This window comes from Archangium violaceum Cb vi76, from assembly GCF_000733295.1.
GTDB lineage: Bacteria > Myxococcota > Myxococcia > Myxococcales > Myxococcaceae > Archangium > Archangium violaceum.
Map to the genome: position 1 here is coordinate 1 of NZ_JPMI01000028.1, position 17,383 is coordinate 17,383.

At 68.0% G+C, this 17,383-nt stretch carries 13 protein-coding genes and 1 pseudogene; 7 read left to right on the forward strand and 7 right to left on the reverse strand.

Translation table 11 applies throughout. From position 1 onward, the window contains the following. Both Q664_RS05295 and Q664_RS05300 read right to left on the reverse strand, forming a co-directional pair. A pseudogene (locus tag Q664_RS05295) lies at window positions 1-972 on the reverse strand (molecular chaperone DnaJ); the annotation flags it as partial. A 33-nt stretch (window positions 973-1,005) separates the two neighbouring features. Continuing rightward, window positions 1,006-1,509, reverse strand: coding sequence for a tRNA (cytidine(34)-2'-O)-methyltransferase (locus Q664_RS05300; RefSeq protein WP_043390529.1), 504 nt, complete (start codon window positions 1,507-1,509; stop codon window positions 1,006-1,008). Window positions 1,510-1,526: 17 nt separating this feature from the next. Here Q664_RS05300 and Q664_RS05305 point away from each other — a divergent pair, with 17 nt between their 5' ends. Together Q664_RS05305 and Q664_RS05310 are read left to right on the forward strand one after the other, a co-directional pair. Then, window positions 1,527-1,883 (forward strand): DUF192 domain-containing protein, encoded by a 357-nt coding sequence (locus Q664_RS05305; RefSeq protein ID WP_043390530.1) that lies wholly within the window; start codon window positions 1,527-1,529, stop codon window positions 1,881-1,883. 124 nt (window positions 1,884-2,007) lie between these two features. Continuing rightward, window positions 2,008-2,772 carry a Stp1/IreP family PP2C-type Ser/Thr phosphatase gene (locus tag Q664_RS05310; protein WP_043390531.1) on the forward strand — a complete coding sequence of 255 codons (765 nt, stop codon included), beginning with the start codon at window positions 2,008-2,010 and terminating at the stop codon, window positions 2,770-2,772. A 175-nt stretch (window positions 2,773-2,947) separates the two neighbouring features. Here Q664_RS05310 and Q664_RS05315 read toward each other — a convergent pair whose 3' ends face one another. The 4 genes from Q664_RS05315 to Q664_RS05330 form a co-directional block, all read right to left on the reverse strand. Then, window positions 2,948-4,021 (reverse strand): hypothetical protein, encoded by a 1,074-nt coding sequence (locus tag Q664_RS05315; RefSeq protein ID WP_152621927.1) that lies wholly within the window; start codon window positions 4,019-4,021, stop codon window positions 2,948-2,950. Window positions 4,022-4,144: 123 nt separating this feature from the next. After that, window positions 4,145-4,948 carry a hypothetical protein gene (locus tag Q664_RS05320; protein ID WP_043390535.1) on the reverse strand — a complete coding sequence of 268 codons (804 nt, stop codon included), beginning with the start codon at window positions 4,946-4,948 and terminating at the stop codon, window positions 4,145-4,147. Window positions 4,949-4,997: 49 nt separating this feature from the next. Then, a complete protein-coding gene (locus Q664_RS05325; protein WP_043390537.1) occupies window positions 4,998-6,026 on the reverse strand; it encodes a nucleotidyltransferase family protein in 1,029 nt (342 codons plus the stop codon). A 21-nt stretch (window positions 6,027-6,047) separates the two neighbouring features. Next, the gene (locus Q664_RS05330) at window positions 6,048-7,085 is read right to left on the reverse strand and encodes an aminoglycoside phosphotransferase family protein (protein WP_043390539.1); all 1,038 of its coding nucleotides are present in this window, start codon (window positions 7,083-7,085) and stop codon (window positions 6,048-6,050) included. A 303-nt stretch (window positions 7,086-7,388) separates the two neighbouring features. Here Q664_RS05330 and Q664_RS05335 point away from each other — a divergent pair, with 303 nt between their 5' ends. The 5 genes from Q664_RS05335 to Q664_RS05355 all read left to right on the forward strand — a co-directional run bounded on the left by Q664_RS05335 (window position 7,389) and on the right by Q664_RS05355 (window position 14,216). Beyond that, window positions 7,389-8,753 carry a pyridoxal-phosphate dependent enzyme gene (locus Q664_RS05335; protein WP_043390541.1) on the forward strand — a complete coding sequence of 455 codons (1,365 nt, stop codon included), beginning with the start codon at window positions 7,389-7,391 and terminating at the stop codon, window positions 8,751-8,753. A 39-nt stretch (window positions 8,754-8,792) separates the two neighbouring features. Then, window positions 8,793-9,509 (forward strand): hypothetical protein, encoded by a 717-nt coding sequence (locus Q664_RS05340; RefSeq protein ID WP_043390544.1) that lies wholly within the window; start codon window positions 8,793-8,795, stop codon window positions 9,507-9,509. A 242-nt stretch (window positions 9,510-9,751) separates the two neighbouring features. After that, on the forward strand, window positions 9,752-10,888 hold the full coding sequence (locus Q664_RS05345) for a serine/threonine-protein kinase (RefSeq protein WP_043390546.1): 1,137 nt from the start codon (window positions 9,752-9,754) through the stop codon (window positions 10,886-10,888). Between the two features lie 73 nt (window positions 10,889-10,961). Next, window positions 10,962-12,092, forward strand: a complete 1,131-nt coding sequence (locus Q664_RS05350; protein WP_043390547.1) for a PEGA domain-containing protein — start codon at window positions 10,962-10,964, stop codon at window positions 12,090-12,092. A gap of 126 nt (window positions 12,093-12,218) precedes the next feature. Continuing rightward, window positions 12,219-14,216, forward strand: coding sequence for a TonB-dependent receptor plug domain-containing protein (locus Q664_RS05355; RefSeq protein ID WP_235216567.1), 1,998 nt, complete (start codon window positions 12,219-12,221; stop codon window positions 14,214-14,216). A gap of 66 nt (window positions 14,217-14,282) precedes the next feature. On the opposite strand, the gene Q664_RS56085 is transcribed toward Q664_RS05355, so the two are convergent. Beyond that, window positions 14,283-17,339, reverse strand: a complete 3,057-nt coding sequence (locus tag Q664_RS56085) for a choice-of-anchor A family protein (protein WP_235216568.1) — start codon at window positions 17,337-17,339, stop codon at window positions 14,283-14,285. Between the last annotated feature and the right edge of the window lie 44 nt (window positions 17,340-17,383).

Sequence of the window (17,383 nt, forward strand, 5' to 3'; positions counted from 1 at the left end):
GGCCAGCCGTGCCTCTTCGGCCAGCCGTCGCTCCTCGGCGAGTCGAGCCTCTTCCGCCAGCCGCGCCTCTTCTTCTGCCCGACGCCGTGCCTCTTCGGCCAGCCGTGCCTCTTCGGCCAGCCGTCGCTCCTCGGCGAGGCGAGCTTCTTCCGCCAGCCGCGCCTCTTCCGCCAGCCGTGCCTCTTCGGCGAGTCTGGCCTCTTCCGCCAACCGAGCCTCCTCGGCCAGCCGTGCCTCTTCTTCCGCCCGGAGCCGAGCTTCTTCCGCCAGCCGTGCCTCTTCGGCGCGCCGCGCCTCCTCGGCCAATCGCCGGGCCTCCTCCTCGCGCCGGGCCTGCTCCCGGGCCTCCCAGGCCTCGATGGACAGCGACTCGACGAGACCCTCGCGCTCGAGGACGTGGAGCAGCACCTCCTGGGTGGGCTTCAGCCCGTCCAACCGCTGGAACTCCGCCAGCTTCAGCAGGAGGGCCATCTCCTCCGCGCTGGCCACCCACGGAGCACACAGCCCCGGATCCTCGCAGCGGTACATTCGAGGCTCGGGAGCCTCGGAACCCGCGGGCTCGAGGGCGGCGCGCACCACGCGCGTCCCCGGAATGGGGCGGAACATCTCCTCCACCCCGCCCTCCTCGAATGCGGCGCGCTCGGCCAGCTGGCTCAACCGCCGCACCTCGGCGAGCACCTTCTGCTCCGCCACCGCGTCCGGCGCCAGCCCGAGTTCCTCCAGCAACTCCTCGTCCGGCGCGCCCGCGCTCTCCCGGGCCCACAGCGCATCCAGCAACCCGGCGCGGATGCGCCCGGCCTGCATCAGCGCCTGCACCGGCGTCTGGAAGCCGAAGCCGAGCCGCGTCCCCACCAGGTCACCCCCCTGGAGGAACAGCAGCGCTTCTCTCCCCCCGGCGTGCAGCGTGAGCCGGCCGGTGGAGCGGGACTTGTGGGCGGAGTACAGCGTTTCGGCGACCTGCGAGGGGGGCATGCGGCCCCCAGTGTAGTCCTTCCGCCCCTCCCCTCAACTCGGCGTGCCCGCCCGCCCGGCCGCCGCGCCGAATCGCACCTGTCTCAGGGCCTCATAGGCCGCGATTCCCACCGAGGTGGACAGGTTGAGGCTGCGGCGCTCGGGCAGCATGGGGATGGTGACGGCCGTGCCCGAGCCCCCCCCGATGATGTCCTGCGGCAGCCCCTGGGTCTCCGAGCCGAAGACGAGGTGGTCCCCCTCCTCGAAGCGGGCCTCGTACAGGGATGTAGCGGCGCGGGCGGAGAACAGGAAGCGCCTGGCCGAGGGCCACTCGGCCAGGTAGGCGTCGTAGTCCGGGTAGAGCTTCAGGAAGACCTTGTCCCAGTAGTCGAGCCCGGCGCGCTTGAGGTGGCGGTCATCGATGGAGAAGCCCAGGGGCTCCACGAGGATGAGGCGGCACCCGGTGACGGCGCACAGCCGGGCGATGTTCCCGGTGTTGGGGGGAATCTGGGGGGAGACGAGGACGAGGTGGAAGGGGCGCGCCAGGGGCTGGAGCATGGGGTAGAAGGCGCTGCATGCGCCTGAAGGTGAACAATGTGACACGGGACCGGCTGTTGGCGGACCGCGCCGAGCGGGCCGAGTCCTTCGCGGACCGGTTCGTGGGGTTGATGGGCCGCAAGTCGCTGGCCTTCGGGGAGGGGCTGCACATCATGCCCTGCAACTCCATCCATACCTTCTTCATGCGCATCCCCATCGACGTGGCCTTCCTCGACCGGGACGGGGTCATCGTCAAGCAGTTCGTGGCCCTGCCCCCCTGGCGAGCGACCTCGGTGTACTTCCAGGCGAAGTCGGTGCTGGAGCTGCCGGCGGGGGCCCTGCAGGCGAGCGGCACCCGGGAGGGGGACCGGCTCGTCTTCGAGCCGGTGGTCTGAACCCCGAATGGGAGTGAACAGACCAGCCATCCGGGCTTCTGGGGTTTTGACCCCTTTCATCGCGCTTTGTTAACCTGCCCCCCCGTCCACGGCACAACCTGGACACGTTGGAGACTCCGCGAGCATGAGCATCGAGGTTGCTGGCCACACCCATGTCGGGATGAAGCGGAACCACAATGAGGACAACTACCTCATTCTGACCGACGAGAACCTGTGCTGTGTCGCCGACGGGATGGGCGGACACTCCTCCGGGGAGATCGCCTCGAAGATCGCCGTCGAGGAGTTGGGCGAGTTCTTCCGGATGACGTCGAAGGACCAGGACGCCACGTGGCCGTTCAAGATGGACAAGGGCCGCAACTACGACGAGAACCGGCTGGCCACGGGCATCAAGCTGGCGAACAAGAGCATCTTCGACAAGGCCAGCTCGGACCAGAAATACAAGGGCATGGGGACGACGATCGTCTCGGCGCACTTCACGGACTCGGCGGCGTACGTGGGGCACGTGGGCGACAGCCGCGTGTACTACTTCCGCCAGGGCGTGCTGCGGCAGGTAACGGAGGACCACTCGCTGCTCAACGACTACCTCAAGGCGAAGAAGCTCTCGCCGGAGGAGATCGAGAACTTCCCGCACAAGAACGTCATCGTCCGCGCGCTGGGGATGAAGGAGACGGTGCTGGTGGACGTGGCGAAGGTGGAGGTGCAGCCGGGCGACGTCTTCCTGCTGTGCTCGGACGGGCTGTCCGGCATGGTGACGGACCCGCAGATGCAGGAGATCCTCACGCGCACGACGGAGCTGGAGAAGGCGTGCTCGCAGCTCATCGACATGGCCAACGCGGCGGGTGGCAACGACAACGTCACCTGTGTGCTGGCGCGCTTCCACGGCAGCTGACGGTCCGCGGCCAGTCGCGCCGCGGCCAACGTTCCGGAGGGGCGCGTTGACTCCCATGATCGGGTTTTCGCCACCGCTCCCCTGCTCGCGCTCACGTACGCCCTCGGACTGTCGCTCACGTCATCGGAGACTGCCGCGAGAACCCTGGCCAGCGCCCTCGCGTGGGTGAAGTTCCTCATGGAGGAAGGGACATGCCCGCGGCGGCGGGCACCTGTGCTGGAGGGGCGGTGGGTGGAGGCCTGGCTGGGAAGGGGATGACCTGTCCACCTCCCTGGGTGGGGGGCTGCTGGGCCCCAGAGCCCGAGCCCATCCGTCCGAAAATCGCACCCGAGAAGAAACCCGTCGCGGCGTTGCCCACGACCTCGATGACGACGCCAACGGCCCCGCTGAAGGTGGCGAGCCGTTCACGTCGACTGACCATGCCTTCCACGGCCTGTCCCACCCACCCGCCGTACTGCTTCATCTCCTGCTCGGTGAGTTCCACCCACTGCCCGGCCTCATACGCCGCCACCTCGGATTCGAAGCGATGCTGGCTGCGGGTCCAACGGTACTGGACCACTCCTGGCTCGGTGGTCTGCCATTCCAGGCGCCAGATGTATTGCCCCCGCGCAAAGCGGATCAGCACCTCGCCTCGGAAGTCCGTGCCACCTGAGAAGATTGCTTCGGGCACTACAGCACGATTCAGTGCGGCCAGGTAGGTCCGCATTTCCTGCCTGCCTTCCTGGAGGCCCTGATCATTCCAAGGCTTGATCTCGAAGACATACAGAGCGGTCACATCAGTGACGTCGGTGATGTCCGGGCGTAGGTTCCGCTCGTTCGGAAGCAAACGGGATGGGTCGCCGATTTTTCTACCCTGCAGGACGTCAACGATTGGCTTGGTGTTGTAGAAGACTTGGTTGCCCGGGTGATTCACGCCGTACATATAGGCAATCAACCGGTGTGCGGCGTTGCCGAGGAAGAACTCGTAGGGCATCTGCGAATTCGGATTCCGGCCGGGGACGTTGTAGCCCTGCACAGCCGGGCCGGTGGGCGATCCCCCCATCGCCGGGCCATCGCTCGCGGCCAGCAGGAGTCTCGGCGGCGGAGCGAAGACGGACGGCGAGGTGAACCGTGGTGCCTCCGCGCCCCAGGCAGGAGTCACCTGCTTGCCTGGAATCGTGGCACAGCCAGCGAGCACCCACGCGAAGAGCAGGGCCGCTCCACACCGAGCGACCCGGACCAGGGAAAGACACCAGACGCCGGCACTCATGGGCACCTCCCGCTCCGCTCACTCAGCCAGGCGCGCGGTCAGGTGAGAGCAGAAGCCACGAGCCGCGGAAAGACCATGTCCTTCAAAGTCAGGTGACGCGCTCCCACGTCTCCCCAAGAGGAGTTATTGTCTTCCGAGTTGCCGGTCCCAGGCATACACCTGCCCCAGCAACTCCGACGTGCACGCACCGGACACCCGTTCGAAAGCCTGTGAGTCGAGCGCGGCGAGGCGCTGTCGCTGGAATGAGGGCTCGGCCACCACGTCCCGGTGCTTCAAGTTGCGTGCATACGCGAGGGCTCGCGGCATTTCTCGGAGGATTGCCTCCATGCTGTCCTCCCGGGTCGCCCGCGCCATGCGCTCCGCCGCTGTCTCCAGGCGCGCGCGCACCGAGGCCTCTCCCACCGGGCACCATGCATCCATCGCCCAGTCGCAGGAGGCCACCATCAGTTCCTCCAGGGTGAGCGCGGCACCAAGGTTCTTGAAGAGGTAGCGGGCGGATTGGAGCGCTTCCCAGAAGCGCAGCACCGCCCGGAGGCGGAGTGCCACACGCTCGGCGCTCATCGGGGCTGTTTGCCCGATCGCGAAGTACAGTGCGCCCCAGGCTGTCTGGCGACAGTACGCCTCGTAGGTATCGCCCACATGAAACGAGTTCTGCCAGTCCAAGGACTCGCACAAACCGCTGATCACATTGAACACCATGTACAGCCGCCAGGCTGGGCGCTCGCGCTGGAAATCGACCACTTCGTGCGCCACCACCACCTCTCCAGGGGGCACCTCCAGCATCTGACGGGGAGCGGGGAACGTGCCATCCTTGCGGTACTGCTCGCCACACCGCAGGCCCTCCTTCCTCGTCTTCTGGTGGACCGCGGGGTAGATGCCATGCAGGAAGGCCGGCAGTTGCAGCGGAGTAGGCTGTCCAGGCGCCATGGTGCGTGTCCTATCACACGCACTCTTCACGCTTGTAGTCGAGCGAGCGCTACGCGCTGAGCGGCGCGGGCACCCGATGTGCCCCCCAGGCCATCACCTCGGCCAGTTCCTCACCCGGAGCAATCTCGGTCCCCTCCAGGATGGCGCAGCGCTCGAGCCGGGCTCCCGCTCCCACGAGGGCCCTCGCGCCCACGGACACGAACGCGCCCACGCGCACCCCGTCCGCCAGCGAGCACTCCGCGTCCAGATGCGCCGGACCCGTCACCTGCGCTCCCCCCACGTGGGCGGAGGTATTCGCCCAGTAGTTCCCCTGCGCACGCGGCGCCGCGGCGAACGGTGAGTCCGTGCCCAGCCCCTCCAGCGGCACCTGCCCGGAGAGCACATCGCGCACCGTGGACAGGTAGCGCGAGGGCGTACCCAGGTCGGACCAGTACGAGCGCACCACCTCGCCACGCACGGTGAGGCCCGCCTCCATCATCCGCACGTAGACGTCGCGGTTGATGTCCTCGGGGCCCTCGGGCGTCATGAAGTCGAAGACGCGCGAGGACATGATGTGCACGCCCGTGAAGTGCCAGGGCGAGAGCCCCTCACCCCCGGGACCGAACCTGGCGATGCGGCGCACGCGCTGCCGCGCGTCCATCTCCACCGCGGCGTACTTCTCGTTCTCCGGCATGGGCAGCAGCACCATGGTGGCCGCCGCGCCCGAGGCCCGGTGCGCCGCCACCACGGGACGCAGCTCCACCGGGAACAGGATGTCCCCGTTGAACACGATGAAGTCATCCCCCGCGAGGAAGTCGCGCAGGCCGCGGATGCCGCCGCCGGTGCCCTGGATGACGGGCTCGTGCACCACGTGCAGCGGCAGGCCGGCCCGCTCGCACTCGGCGCGGGCGGTGGCCGCCATGACGTCCGGCAGGTGGTGGGTGTTGATGCCCACCGCCTGGACTCCCGCGCTCCGCAGCACCGCCAGGTGGTAGCGAAACAGGGGCTGCCCGAGGAACGGCATCGCCGGCTTGGGCCAACGCTCGGTGAACGGACGCAGGCGCGTACCCAGCCCCGCGCAGAGGACCATTGCCTTCATGTGCCGCCCCTCCCCTTCCTGTCAGCCCACCTCGGGCACGTACTTCGCGATCAGCTTCCGCAGCTCGCTCAGCTCCGGCCGCAGCTTGAACGCATCGCGCACGTAGCGCAGCGACGCGGGGATGGACACCAGGAAGCCCGGGTTGCCCTTCACGCGGTTGATGAACTCGAAGCGGCCCGCGTCCTTCAGCTTGCGCTGGATGGTGAGCAGATCGAAGAAGGCCTTGAAGGACTTCGCGTCGATGCGCTCGCCCGTCACCTCGCCGAAGGTGGCGATGTACCGGTCCAGCATCGTGTCCACGAAGCCCCGGTCCAGCTCCACGTAGCTGTCGCGCAGCAGCGCCACCAGATCGTACTGGCGCGGGCCCTGGAGCGCGTCCTGGAAGTCGATGACCACCAGCTCGCCGTCCTTCATCATGATGTTGCGGCTCTGGTAGTCCCGGTGCGTGAAACCCCGGGGCGCGGCGGCCAGCTGCTTCGCGATGTCGCGGAACGTCCGGTCCAGCTCGGCGCGCTCGGAGTCGGTGGGCTTCTTGCCGCTCCACACCTCGAGGCCCCACTCGCGGAAGTGGTGGAGCTCCCAGTCGTACAGGTCCTCGTCGAAGGCCCGGGTGAAGGCGAGGCAGTCCGGGTCGGACAGACGCTCGGCCTGGGCGCGCATGCGGGCCAGCAGATCCACCGCGCGGGTGTAGAGGGCCTGGTTGTTCTTGCCGCCCTCGAGCGCCGCCTCGAAGGTGACGTCGCTCAGGTCCTCCAGCACCATCATCCCGGCGGGCTCGTCGTAGCGCAGAATGCGCGGCACGCGGATGCCCAGCTTCTCCAGGTAGCGGTGGACGTTGACGAAGGGCAGCTCCTTGGGCGGCTCGCCCTTGGAGGCCTCCTCGCTCTTCTTCGAGGCATCCAGGGGCATCACCATGACCACCCAGCTCTCGGGGGCTGTCCCCACGCGGTAGTACGAGCGGTTGCTCGCATCACCCTTGAGCTTCTTGATGGGGGCCTGGGGCACGGGACGGCCGATGGCCTTCCCGACCTGGTCGCGAAGCGCGGCCTCGATTTCCATAAGTAGACGATTCTCCTGGGAGGTTCGTGAGAGGAGGCGCGGCAGTATGGGAGTGCGGCGCACCGGGGTCAAAGCCCCTGTGGAGGGACCTTTCACGAGCGGTCGTATGCCCGACAAGAGGAACCCGGGGCCCGGATGGCCGCCCGCTGGCCGCTCCCCGGCCTCGCCGCACCGTGTCGGAAAGGGGAAGGGGCGCGGAGGTGTTCCTCGAAGAGGGGGGCGGGCAGCCGGCCGAGGTCGACCGGCACCACCGGGGCAGTTATAAGGACGCCGGTTTCTCTCCTTCCCTATAGAGAGCTTCAGATGGAAATCCACGACAACATTCTTTCCGCGATCGGCCACACGCCCCTGGTGAAGCTCAACCGGCTGGTGGGCCCCAATGACGCGACCGTCCTGGTCAAGTGCGAGTTCATGAACCCCGGCGCGTCCATCAAGGACCGCATGGCCCTCTACATCCTCGAGAAGGCCGAGAAGGAGGGGAAGCTCAAGCCCGGCGGCACCATCGTGGAGAACACGAGCGGCAACACGGGCATGGGCGTGGCGCTGGCGGCGGCGGTGAAGGGCTACAAGTGCATCTTCACGATGCCGGACAAGATGTCGCTGGAGAAGATCAACCGCCTGAAGGCGATGGGCGCGCAGGTGGTGGTGACGCCGACGAACGTGCCGGCCGAGGATCCGCGCAGCTACTACGAGACGGCCAAGCGGCTGCACCGCGAGACGCCGGGCGCGTTCATGCTCAACCAGTACCACAACCCGGACAACATCGAGGCCCACTACAAGGTGACGGGTCCGGAGATCTACGAGCAGACGGACGGGAAGATTGATTACTTCGTGTCGGGCCTGGGCACGGGCGGCACGATGAGCGGGGCGGGCAAGTTCCTGAAGGAGAAGATTCCGGGCCTGAAGAACGTGGGCGTGGACCCGGAGGGCTCGGTGTACGAGGGCTACTTCAAGACGGGCAAGCTGACCGAGCCGCACGTGTACAAGGTCGAGGGCATCGGCGAGGACATGCTGTGCGGTGCCATGGACTTCAAGGTGGTGGACGACATCCGGCAGGTGGATGACCGTCAGAGCTTCGTGGCGGCGCGGCGGCTGGCGCGCGAGGAGGGCATCTTCGCGGGCGGCTCGGCGGGCGCGGCGGTGCACGTGGCGGTGCAGCTGGCCAAGGAAGTGGGCAAGGGCAAGACGATCGTCGTCGTCCTGCCGGACACCGGCATGAGCTACGTCAGCAAGTTCCACTCGGACGAGTGGATGCGCGACAACGGCTTCCTGGAGGAGAAGGGCGCGGGCACGGTGCGCGAGCTGCTCAACGGCAAGCGGGCGGTGATCACGGCGCGCAAGGGCCAGCGGGTGGACCAGGTGGTGGAGGCCATGCGCCAGCACGGCATCAGCCAGATGCCGGTGATGAGCGAGGACGGCCGGGCGGTGGGGATGATCCACGAGTACGACCTGCTCAACGCGCTGGTGGCGAACAAGGCGAAGTTCGCGGACACGATCGACAGCATCGTGGCGCCGCTGCAGGGCGTGGTGTCGCCGGAGACGAGCCTCACGCGGCTGCGCGAGGTCTTCAACCAGGACAAGGTGGCGGTGGTGAAGGACGGCGAGACGATCCTCGCCATCGTGACGAAGATCGATCTGATCGAGTACATGCACCGCACGGGGGCATAGCGCCTCCCCGGGGCATGGTGCGCTCAGTAGGATGCGGCCATGCCCCTCCTCGTCCTCCTCCTCCTCGTGGCCGCGCCCACCGCGCGCGCCGGGGAGCTCGCGCTCCTGAGTGATCTGAACGCCGCCCTCGCCGTCACCCGCCTGGATGACGCCGCGGGCCTCGGGCTCGAACCCGGCCCACGGCTCGGCGGGCGGCTGCGCTATGACTGCGTCGCCTTCCAGGGCTTTCCCCTGGCCTTCTCCAGCGACCTCGCCCTGTACGGCCCCACCGACCTGTGGGAGCACAGCCTCGGGCTCGGACTCGGGTATTGGCTGGGCCCCGTGGGATTCGGCCTGCTGGGCGGCGCCGGCCTCCAGGGCGGAGGACGCAAGCCCCTCGCCTCCCCGGCCTTCTTCACCCTGAACCTCCAGGCCACCGCCGCCATGAACCTGGGCGACATGCTGCGCCTGCGCGTCTGGGCCCGCCCCATCTGGCTCGCCACCGTCCTCCAGGGCAGAGAGGGCAGCCGCCCCGCTGAACACTTCGCCAACTTCCAGCCCCTCCTCACCCTCGCCGGCCACTCCAGTGACGAGCTCGCCCTCGGCATGGCGCTCGCCCTCACCCTGCCCCGCCACGGCCCCGCCAACCACCTCTACAACGGCAGCGCCACCTTCTGGGTGGGCGCCGAGTCCCGCTCCATGCTGCGCAACCGGATGGTGAGCGTCTTCATCGGCTATGGCGCGGCCACGGGGGCCTACAACGGCTCTCCCTTGTGAGCGGGAATCGATTTCTCAAAAAACAGGACTCCCCCTTCGTTCCGGGCAGCAAGAGGCCGCACGCCCCAGATGAGGGGTCCCAATCTTGTGGGACAGGTGTAGCACCGTTACGCTTCCAGGCTTTCCAAGCTCATCAGATCTTGAGGCCAGCGGTGGACAGGCTCGACGCGTCAGCACCAACACCCGGAGAAGAGTCGTACTTCGGGAAGTACCGCCTTCTCCAGCAACTCGCGCTGGGAGGAATGGCGCACATCTTCCTGGCCTCCATCGATGGTCCGGACGGCTTCTCCAAGACGTGCGTCATCAAGCGCATCCTGCCGGAGTACGCGAGCCTGGAGGCCTTCAGCCGGATGTTCGCCGACGAGGCGAAGGTCGCGGCGCTGCTGACCCATCCGAACATCGTGCAGGTCTTCGACTTCGGGAAGATCGACGGGCAGTACTACCTCGCCATGGAGTGGATTCAGGGCGCGGCACTGGACCGGGTGCTGCGCCGTGCGTGGAAGGAGGCGTTCCCGCTCGGCCCGCGCGTGGCCGTGGACGTGGGCATCGCGGTGGCCAGCGCGCTCGCCTATGCGCACACCAAGACGCTGCCGGATGGCACGCCGCTGAACCTGGTGCACCGCGACATCACCCCGGGCAACGTGCTGGTGTCGCGCGACGGCATCATCAAGCTGGCGGACTTCGGCATCGTCAAGAGCACCGTCAACCTCGAGCGCACCGTCGCCGGCGTGGTGAAGGGCAAGTACGCGTACATGTCCCCGGAGCAGATCTCCAACAAGGACGTGGATCATCGCTCGGATCTCTTCTCGCTCGGCATCGTGCTGTACGAGGCCGCCACGGGGCGCCGCCTGTACAAGCGAGACAGCATCGAGGCGACCATCATGGCCGCCTCGCGGGCGGAGATCCCTCCACCGTCCGAGGTAAGCCCGGGCTTCCCGCCCACCCTGGAGCGCATCATCCTCCGGTTGCTCGCGAAGGAGCCCGAGGCGCGCTACCAGAGCGCGCGCGAGGTGTACGAGGAACTGGAGCGCTTCCGCGCGGCGCAGAACTGGACGTCGAGCGGCAGTGAGATCGCCGCGCTGATGACGACGTTGTTCCCGCCCGACAAGACCGGCCGCCACTCGACGGCCGTCCCCGTGGTGGGCTCCCTGCCCGGAAACATGGGCTCGAGCACCACGGGCCGGAGCCCGAGCACGACTCCGGACTCCAAGCCCAAGGCGCCTCCGCGGCGCGAGGAGGCGCGGCCCCCAGCCCCGGTGGAAGACGAGATCTCCATCTCGGTGACCCCGGAGGGGGGGAATGCGTTCCCCTGGGGCATCGCCGTAGCGGCGGCCATCGCGACCGTGGGCAGCGCCCTGTTCTGGACCTTCGTCGCCTGAGAGGCACCGGCCGCGGCCCCGCGCGATGCGAGGAGCCCCGGCGCGGTTGCCTCCCGGAGCGAGAGAGACGTCGATGAAACAAAAGACCTGGATCGTCATCATCCTGCTGGGCACCCTCGCCATCAACGCCGTGGCGTACGTGGTGGTGCGGAACCGGCGCGCACCGGTGTCCGTGGAAGCCCCGGCCCCTGTCGCCAGCCCCACCCCCGCGGCCCCCTCCCCCACCGAGCCTCGGCCCACCGCGGCGCCGGATCCCTCCGCACAGGAAGAAGCCAACGCGGGCCTCGCGCGCGCCCGGCGAGCCGCGGGCCTCGCCGCTCTGGAAGACCGCGACTACAACAAGGCCGTGGCCGAGTTCACCGAGGCGCTCAGCCTGCGCAAGGACAAGGGCGACCTCGTGGAGCTGCTGCGCATCGCCTCGGATCTCCAGGGCCGCGAACAGAGCCGCGAGCAGGCCCGGGCCCAGGCCGAAGCGGCGAAGCCCGAGCCCGAGCCCGTGCCCGTGGCCAGGCCGGTGTCGAAGGCGAAGCCCGTCCGGGTGGCCCTGCGCACCAAACCCACCGCCAAGGAGGAGCCCCCGCCGGTGCCCGAGGCGGCCCGCAGTGGGTTGCTGCTCGTGACCTCCACGCCCCCGGGCATGGTGGTGATGGTGGATGGGAAGGCGGTGGACCTCACGCCCGCGCGTCTGCCCCTGCGCGCTGGCTCCCACCGCGTGGCACTCGCGCAGGGAGAGCGCCGGCTGTTCGAGGACACCGTGGAGATCGAAGCGGACGAGGTCCGCTCCATCAACCGGGACCTGACGGCGGAGCTCGCGCCACGAACCAGCACGCCGCCTCCCCCTTCCGCCCGGACGCAACCCGAGCCCACGGCCGTGGCCGCGCCCACCCCGGTGGTCCCTGCCTCCGCCACCTCGCCGGGCTCCACCGTCACCGCCTCCGCGACACTCGAGCCCCGTCCCCCATCGGAGGCCTCCGCCACCACGGCGCGCCCCGCGGCCGGGGGCAAGGGGAACCTGGACATCACCTCGCCCGCCCTCTACGGCGAGGTGTGGATCAACAACCGGCCCTACGGCTTCCCGCCCGTCACGGCGAAGGACCTCCCGGCCGGACAGGCCCGGGTGGAGATCCGCGTCAATGGCGCGGTGAAACGGCGGATGACCGTCGAGGTCGAACCGGGCCGCAGCACCAGCGTCCGCGTCCGCTGAGCCAAGACCGTCACACTCCCTGCCCGCGCCGTGGCCCCTCCCGGGAGGCCCGAGCACATCCCATGTCGTGAGGTTCGTATGCGTAGCACCCGTCACCACCGCAGATTGCCTGGCCGTGGATTGCCCTTGTCGCTCCTCCTGCTGTGCGCCGGACCCACGTTCGGACAGGAGGCACCTCCGGCCGAAGCCGGGACGACCACGGAGGAAGTGCCCCTCGGCGACGAAGCCGAGGTGCACAGCCAGGTCGCCTCGTTCGCCACCACCCGGCTGCACGACACGCCCGCGGTCGTCACCGCCGTATCGGCCGAGGACATTCGCGCCTCGGGCGCGCGGGACCTGATGGACGTGCTGCTGATGGTGCCGGGCTTCTTCTTCGGCGCGGACGTGCAGGGCGCCGTCGGGCCCGGCTTCCGCGGGCTGTGGGGCCAGGAAGGCAAGGTGCTCCTGCTCATCGACGGCAAGGAGATGAACGACCTGCTCTACTCGACCTTCCAGCTCGGCAACGAGTTCCCCATCGAGCTCGTCGAGCGCATCGAGGTGGTGCGCGGGCCGGGCTCGGTCATCTACGGCGGCAACGCGGAGCTGGCCGTCATCAACGTCGTCACGCGGGGCATCCAGGGCAGCACGGATCTGATGGTGGCGGGCACGTATGGCGAGTACGCGAGCGTGAACGGGCGGCGGAGCCTGACCATGTCCGGGCGCAAGGTCTTCGAGAGCGCGCCGGGGCTGAGCATGTTCGCCTCCGCGTCGGTGGGCCAGGGCCAGCGCAGCGACGCCATCTTCGAGGACTTCTTCGGCAACTCGGTGGGCATGGGGGGCAAGACGAACCTCAACCCCATCACGGCGCAGGCGGGCGTGGGCTACCGAGACTTGCAGCTCAGCATGCTGTACCAGCGCTACGCCACCACGGCCGTCGTCGCCTTCGACGAGGTGCTGGCGGAGCCGGCCACCACCGACTTCGAGTCGTTCCACGCCGAGCTCACCAACCGCTTCCGTCCGAGCGAGCAGCTGGAGATCATCCCCCGCCTCAACCTCACCCTCCAGGAGCCGTACCGCGACGCGGATCAGGACTCGCCCTTCTTCTACGACAAGCAGGTGCGGCGGCTGCGGGGCCGCCTGGTCGCGCGGTGGGCCCCGTTGGAGCTCCTCCAGCTCACCGGAGGCGCGGACGTGGCGTTCGACCATGGCCTGCTGAAGGGCCCCGCCGGCGTGGGCCTTCAGACCGCTTTCGGGGAGGAGGGGCTGGAGCAGGTCTCCTACCAGAACATCGCGGGCTTCATCGAGGCGTTCTCGGACAACCCCATCGTGACGGTGGTGGCCGGCGCGCGCTACGACCGGCACAGCGCCTTCGGGGACTCCTTCGTGCCGCGGCTCGTGCTGCTGCGCTCGTTCGGGCCGTTCAGCGGCAAGGCGCTCTTCAGCCGCGCGTTCCGCGCTCCCGGCGTGGAGAACATCAGCCTCGGCGACAACATCCGGCCGGAGCGCACCACCGTCTTCGAGCTGGAGGGAAGCCTGCGGCTGGGCGAGGGCCACACGGTGAGCGTGAACGCCTTCGACGTGGGCATCCAGGACCCCATCATCTACTCCTACGACGCCGAGACGAACACCGAGGCCTACCGGAACCTGGGGCGGCTGGGCAGCCGCGGCATCGAGCTGGACTACCACCTGCGTGGGAGCTGGGGCCGTGTGTCACTCGGCTACTCGTTCTACACGCCGTCCGGCACCAATGACGTGGAGGACTACCTGGTGCCCGGACGCTCGGACTCCTTCACGGGCCTGCCCACGCACAAGGCCACGCTCACGGGCAACGTGAGGCCGCTGCCGTGGCTCTCCATCAACCCCACGGCCGTCTTCGTGGGCGAGCGCTACGCGGTCAGCGCACCGGATGACGCGGGCACCTCCACGGTGCGGACGCTGCCGGCCCAGGTACTCGTCAACCTCTTCGTGCACGCCGAGAACGTGGGCACCAAGGGGCTGAACATCGGCGCGGGCGTCTACAACCTGCTGGGGACGGACTTCCGGATCGCGCAGCCGTACAACGGCGGCCAGGCCCCGATGCCCGTGTTCAGCCGCGAGTTCCTCGTGCGCCTCACCTACCTCCTGGACCCCGCCCTGGACGAGTAGTCCCCTCCCCGCCCGCCATGTGACGCTCGAGCCCATGGCGGGCGTGAAGGCGGCTCCCAGGAGCCCCTATGGGCAGATGTCCCGATCCGCCAACGCGTTGATGTGTCCCTCCGCGTTGCCCGTCATCGACAGGGCGTAGATGCCGCCATCGAAGCTTCCATCGTTGAAGGTGACGTGCGCGTAGGGTGCCAACACCGTGCCCCAGAATCCGTAGGCATTCGCATGGATCTCCGTGGCATCGACGAAGTTGAACAGCACCCCGTGCTGGTCGATTCCCCCGCTGAACATGTGCCCGAAAGCGCTGAAGGTGGCCGAGTCGCCCGTGATGTTGATCACCGCCAGTGAGCCAGCGGGCGCGCTGATGGACAACAGCACGGCTCCGGTGAAGGCGCTCGCATCCACTTCAAAGACATTCACCCCGGGATCCGTGCCCAGCAGCATGACGCCTCCCCAGGACTCGAGGGTCGTCAGCCCATTGCCCGGCAACCCGGCCAATCGGGAAGACAACGCGCGCAGCTCGGTGCCCCGGGCCGCGAAGTCCACGGGCGAGCCCTGTGACACACCGCCTCGGGGGTACACCACCGACGCATCCGCGTTGTAACCATTCCCATACCACGCATCTCCCCAGACTCCGCCGCTCGAGAGATGAAGGGTATTGCCCGCCACCAGCGTGTTGGCGATGTCATGGTTCGCCAGGGCGGTGCCCACCGAGAAGTCCGTCATGGTGACGTTTCCGCCTGCCGCCAGACGGCCCTGCACATCCTGGCCGCCGCTGTAGTCCCCCAGCAGGAAGAGGTTGTAGTCGCTCAAGCGCACCTCGATGCACTCGGAGGGCTCGGGCGGGCACTCGGGCACGGTATCGCTGGCCGAGGCCACCCCTTGCACCTGGGACGAGCTGGCATACACCGTGAGGGCCGCCCCCGCGTGTGCCTGGGGCACGGTGAAGGAGAAGTCCTTGGGGCAGCCGGCAGTGCACAACTCGAAGAGCTGTCCATCCAGCGTGTACCAGATGTGGTCCACCGGGGCCGAGCCGCTGTCCACCGTCCCCGTGATGCTCGCGGCGTTGCCAGACTCACAGGCCGCCTGGACGCTGATGGAGACAGCCAATCCGGGCAGGGGCTCCAAGCGCTGCCCACACCCCACCGTCAGGTCAACGCCCGGAAAGCTTCCACTGCTGGGAGTTCCATCCGCGTTGACGAAGGTCGCTCCCGCCACGACATGCCACGAGCCCTGGGGCAGCGCGAAAGAGACACGCCCCTCCGCGGCTCGTCCCGCAAGGAATACAGACAGCGGTTGGGCGGCCCCCACCGCGGGCGTGCCGTAGGCATAGCCCTCGCCGGTGTAATGAGCCGTGTTCCCCTCGAAGTCCGTGCCATCGAAGCGGCCCGCCACGTGTGCGACGGGGTTCACGAATGCTCCATTGCTGGCGCGGTACTGGAGCTGTATCTCATTGAAGCAGTAATGGTGGTCTCGCGTATGGCTCGCCCCGGGCTGCACCTCCACCGATGGAGCCGAAGGGGAGAGCCTCAGATAGGCGAACCGGTAGGTCGCCGGGGGCGCCATGTCCGGATGAGCGTAATGGTAGTGATAGTTGGAATCGTAATAGATGTCGGTGAGCACCCCGTTGATGAGGGTCCGCGGCTCGGAGGCGAACCTCAACTCCAGATTTGGACTCGGCCAGGTCTCTGGCTGGTCATAAAGAGCCACCACGGGCAGGGAATAGGTGCTGGCGAGTGACCCCTGGGCCGCCTGGAACCGGTCCGAGAAGGAAGTCCTCGAAAGGCCCCCGTTCACGGCGGTGTGGACATTCGTCCCGCCGGCGGGCCCGCGAGCGGTTCCCCCAGGCCAGCTCGGTACGGGGAACTGGGTATGGAAGGAGAGACTGGACAGGCTGCTGTGCGCGGTGGGGTGACTCTCGACGTACGGGTCGTACAACAGGACGCTGCCCTCGAAGCGCCCGGGGTGGGAGACGAACGGGTAGTGCTCACCGTCGGGAAAGGATTGCTTCGCGTCCACGGTCTGCCCGGCGATGGCCGTTGTCCGGCTCCATCGCTGTGTGCCCTCCCATTGGGTCACGAACTGCACCTGCTGGTCACCCATGTCGAGCAGGCCATCACCCCGGGGCACATAGTCTCCTGGCGCGAGATTGGGGAGGCGCAACCACGTGGAGGGCTGGTCCACCGGCGCGGTACCACTGGCATAGGTGACACGCCGGTTGCTCTGAGGACCATCCCAGGCCCAGAAGAGGGACCGCGGGATCAGCGTGTGCCCGAAAACCTGAACGGGGGTCTCGATGGCGCCCAGGAGCCCGGAGCCGCCCGTGGGAATCGGAATGCAGACGTCCTGGATCTCGTCCGGGCCCGCGTGGAACTCGACGGTGCTGCGGAAGGTGAGGGTATCCCACTCCTCACGGGTGCCGAGCGTCGTGTCGATGGTGGCCGTGAGGCTCGTCCCTCCGGGCATCAGGTAGTAGCCCAGGGAGTAACCCGGCAGGTTGTACCCGTAGTTCAGAACGGTAAAGCCGCGGTCCGTCCGCACATAGGCACTCTTGATGGGGACAGGGGTGGCACAGGTCGAGTCGGTGCCAAAGCGGATGCGCACCACGCCCACCGTCTCCGTGATGTCCAGGCTGACACCGTCGGGTTGAACCGCGACGGGTGCCAGGGTCGCTGTCCGTGGCGAGAACCAGTACCGGCCATCGCCTCGTCCAGGGGAGCCGCTTCGACCCCCCCGGTTGACCACCGCCGTGGCGCTCACGGAGTAGGTGACGCTGCCCACGCCACCACTGGCCTCGGCGAAGAGCTGATAGGGCGCGCTCAGGCTGCTGCCGGACACGGGATTGGTGCTGGCGGAATACCCCAATGGGCTGTTGGCGGAGACCGAAATGGAGTCCATTCCCTCGGTCTGAAGAATGGCGAGGACCTCGGGGTTGACGTTGTCGAAACGAACCACCCCCTCGAGGACATTGGGGGAGAGTTCCACGGAGCCCGACAGCGCCTTCGTGGTGGGAGTGTTCGCCGCCTCCGCTCGCCCCACCTCGGCGACGTCCGAGCAGGAGACTCCGAGAAGGCCCAGGCAGATGGCGGCCCCATGCCAGAACCGCGGCCGTGAACGTAAAGCCATGTCTTTTCTCATTCCCTGAGACTGTACCCGCAGTAAAACAAGTC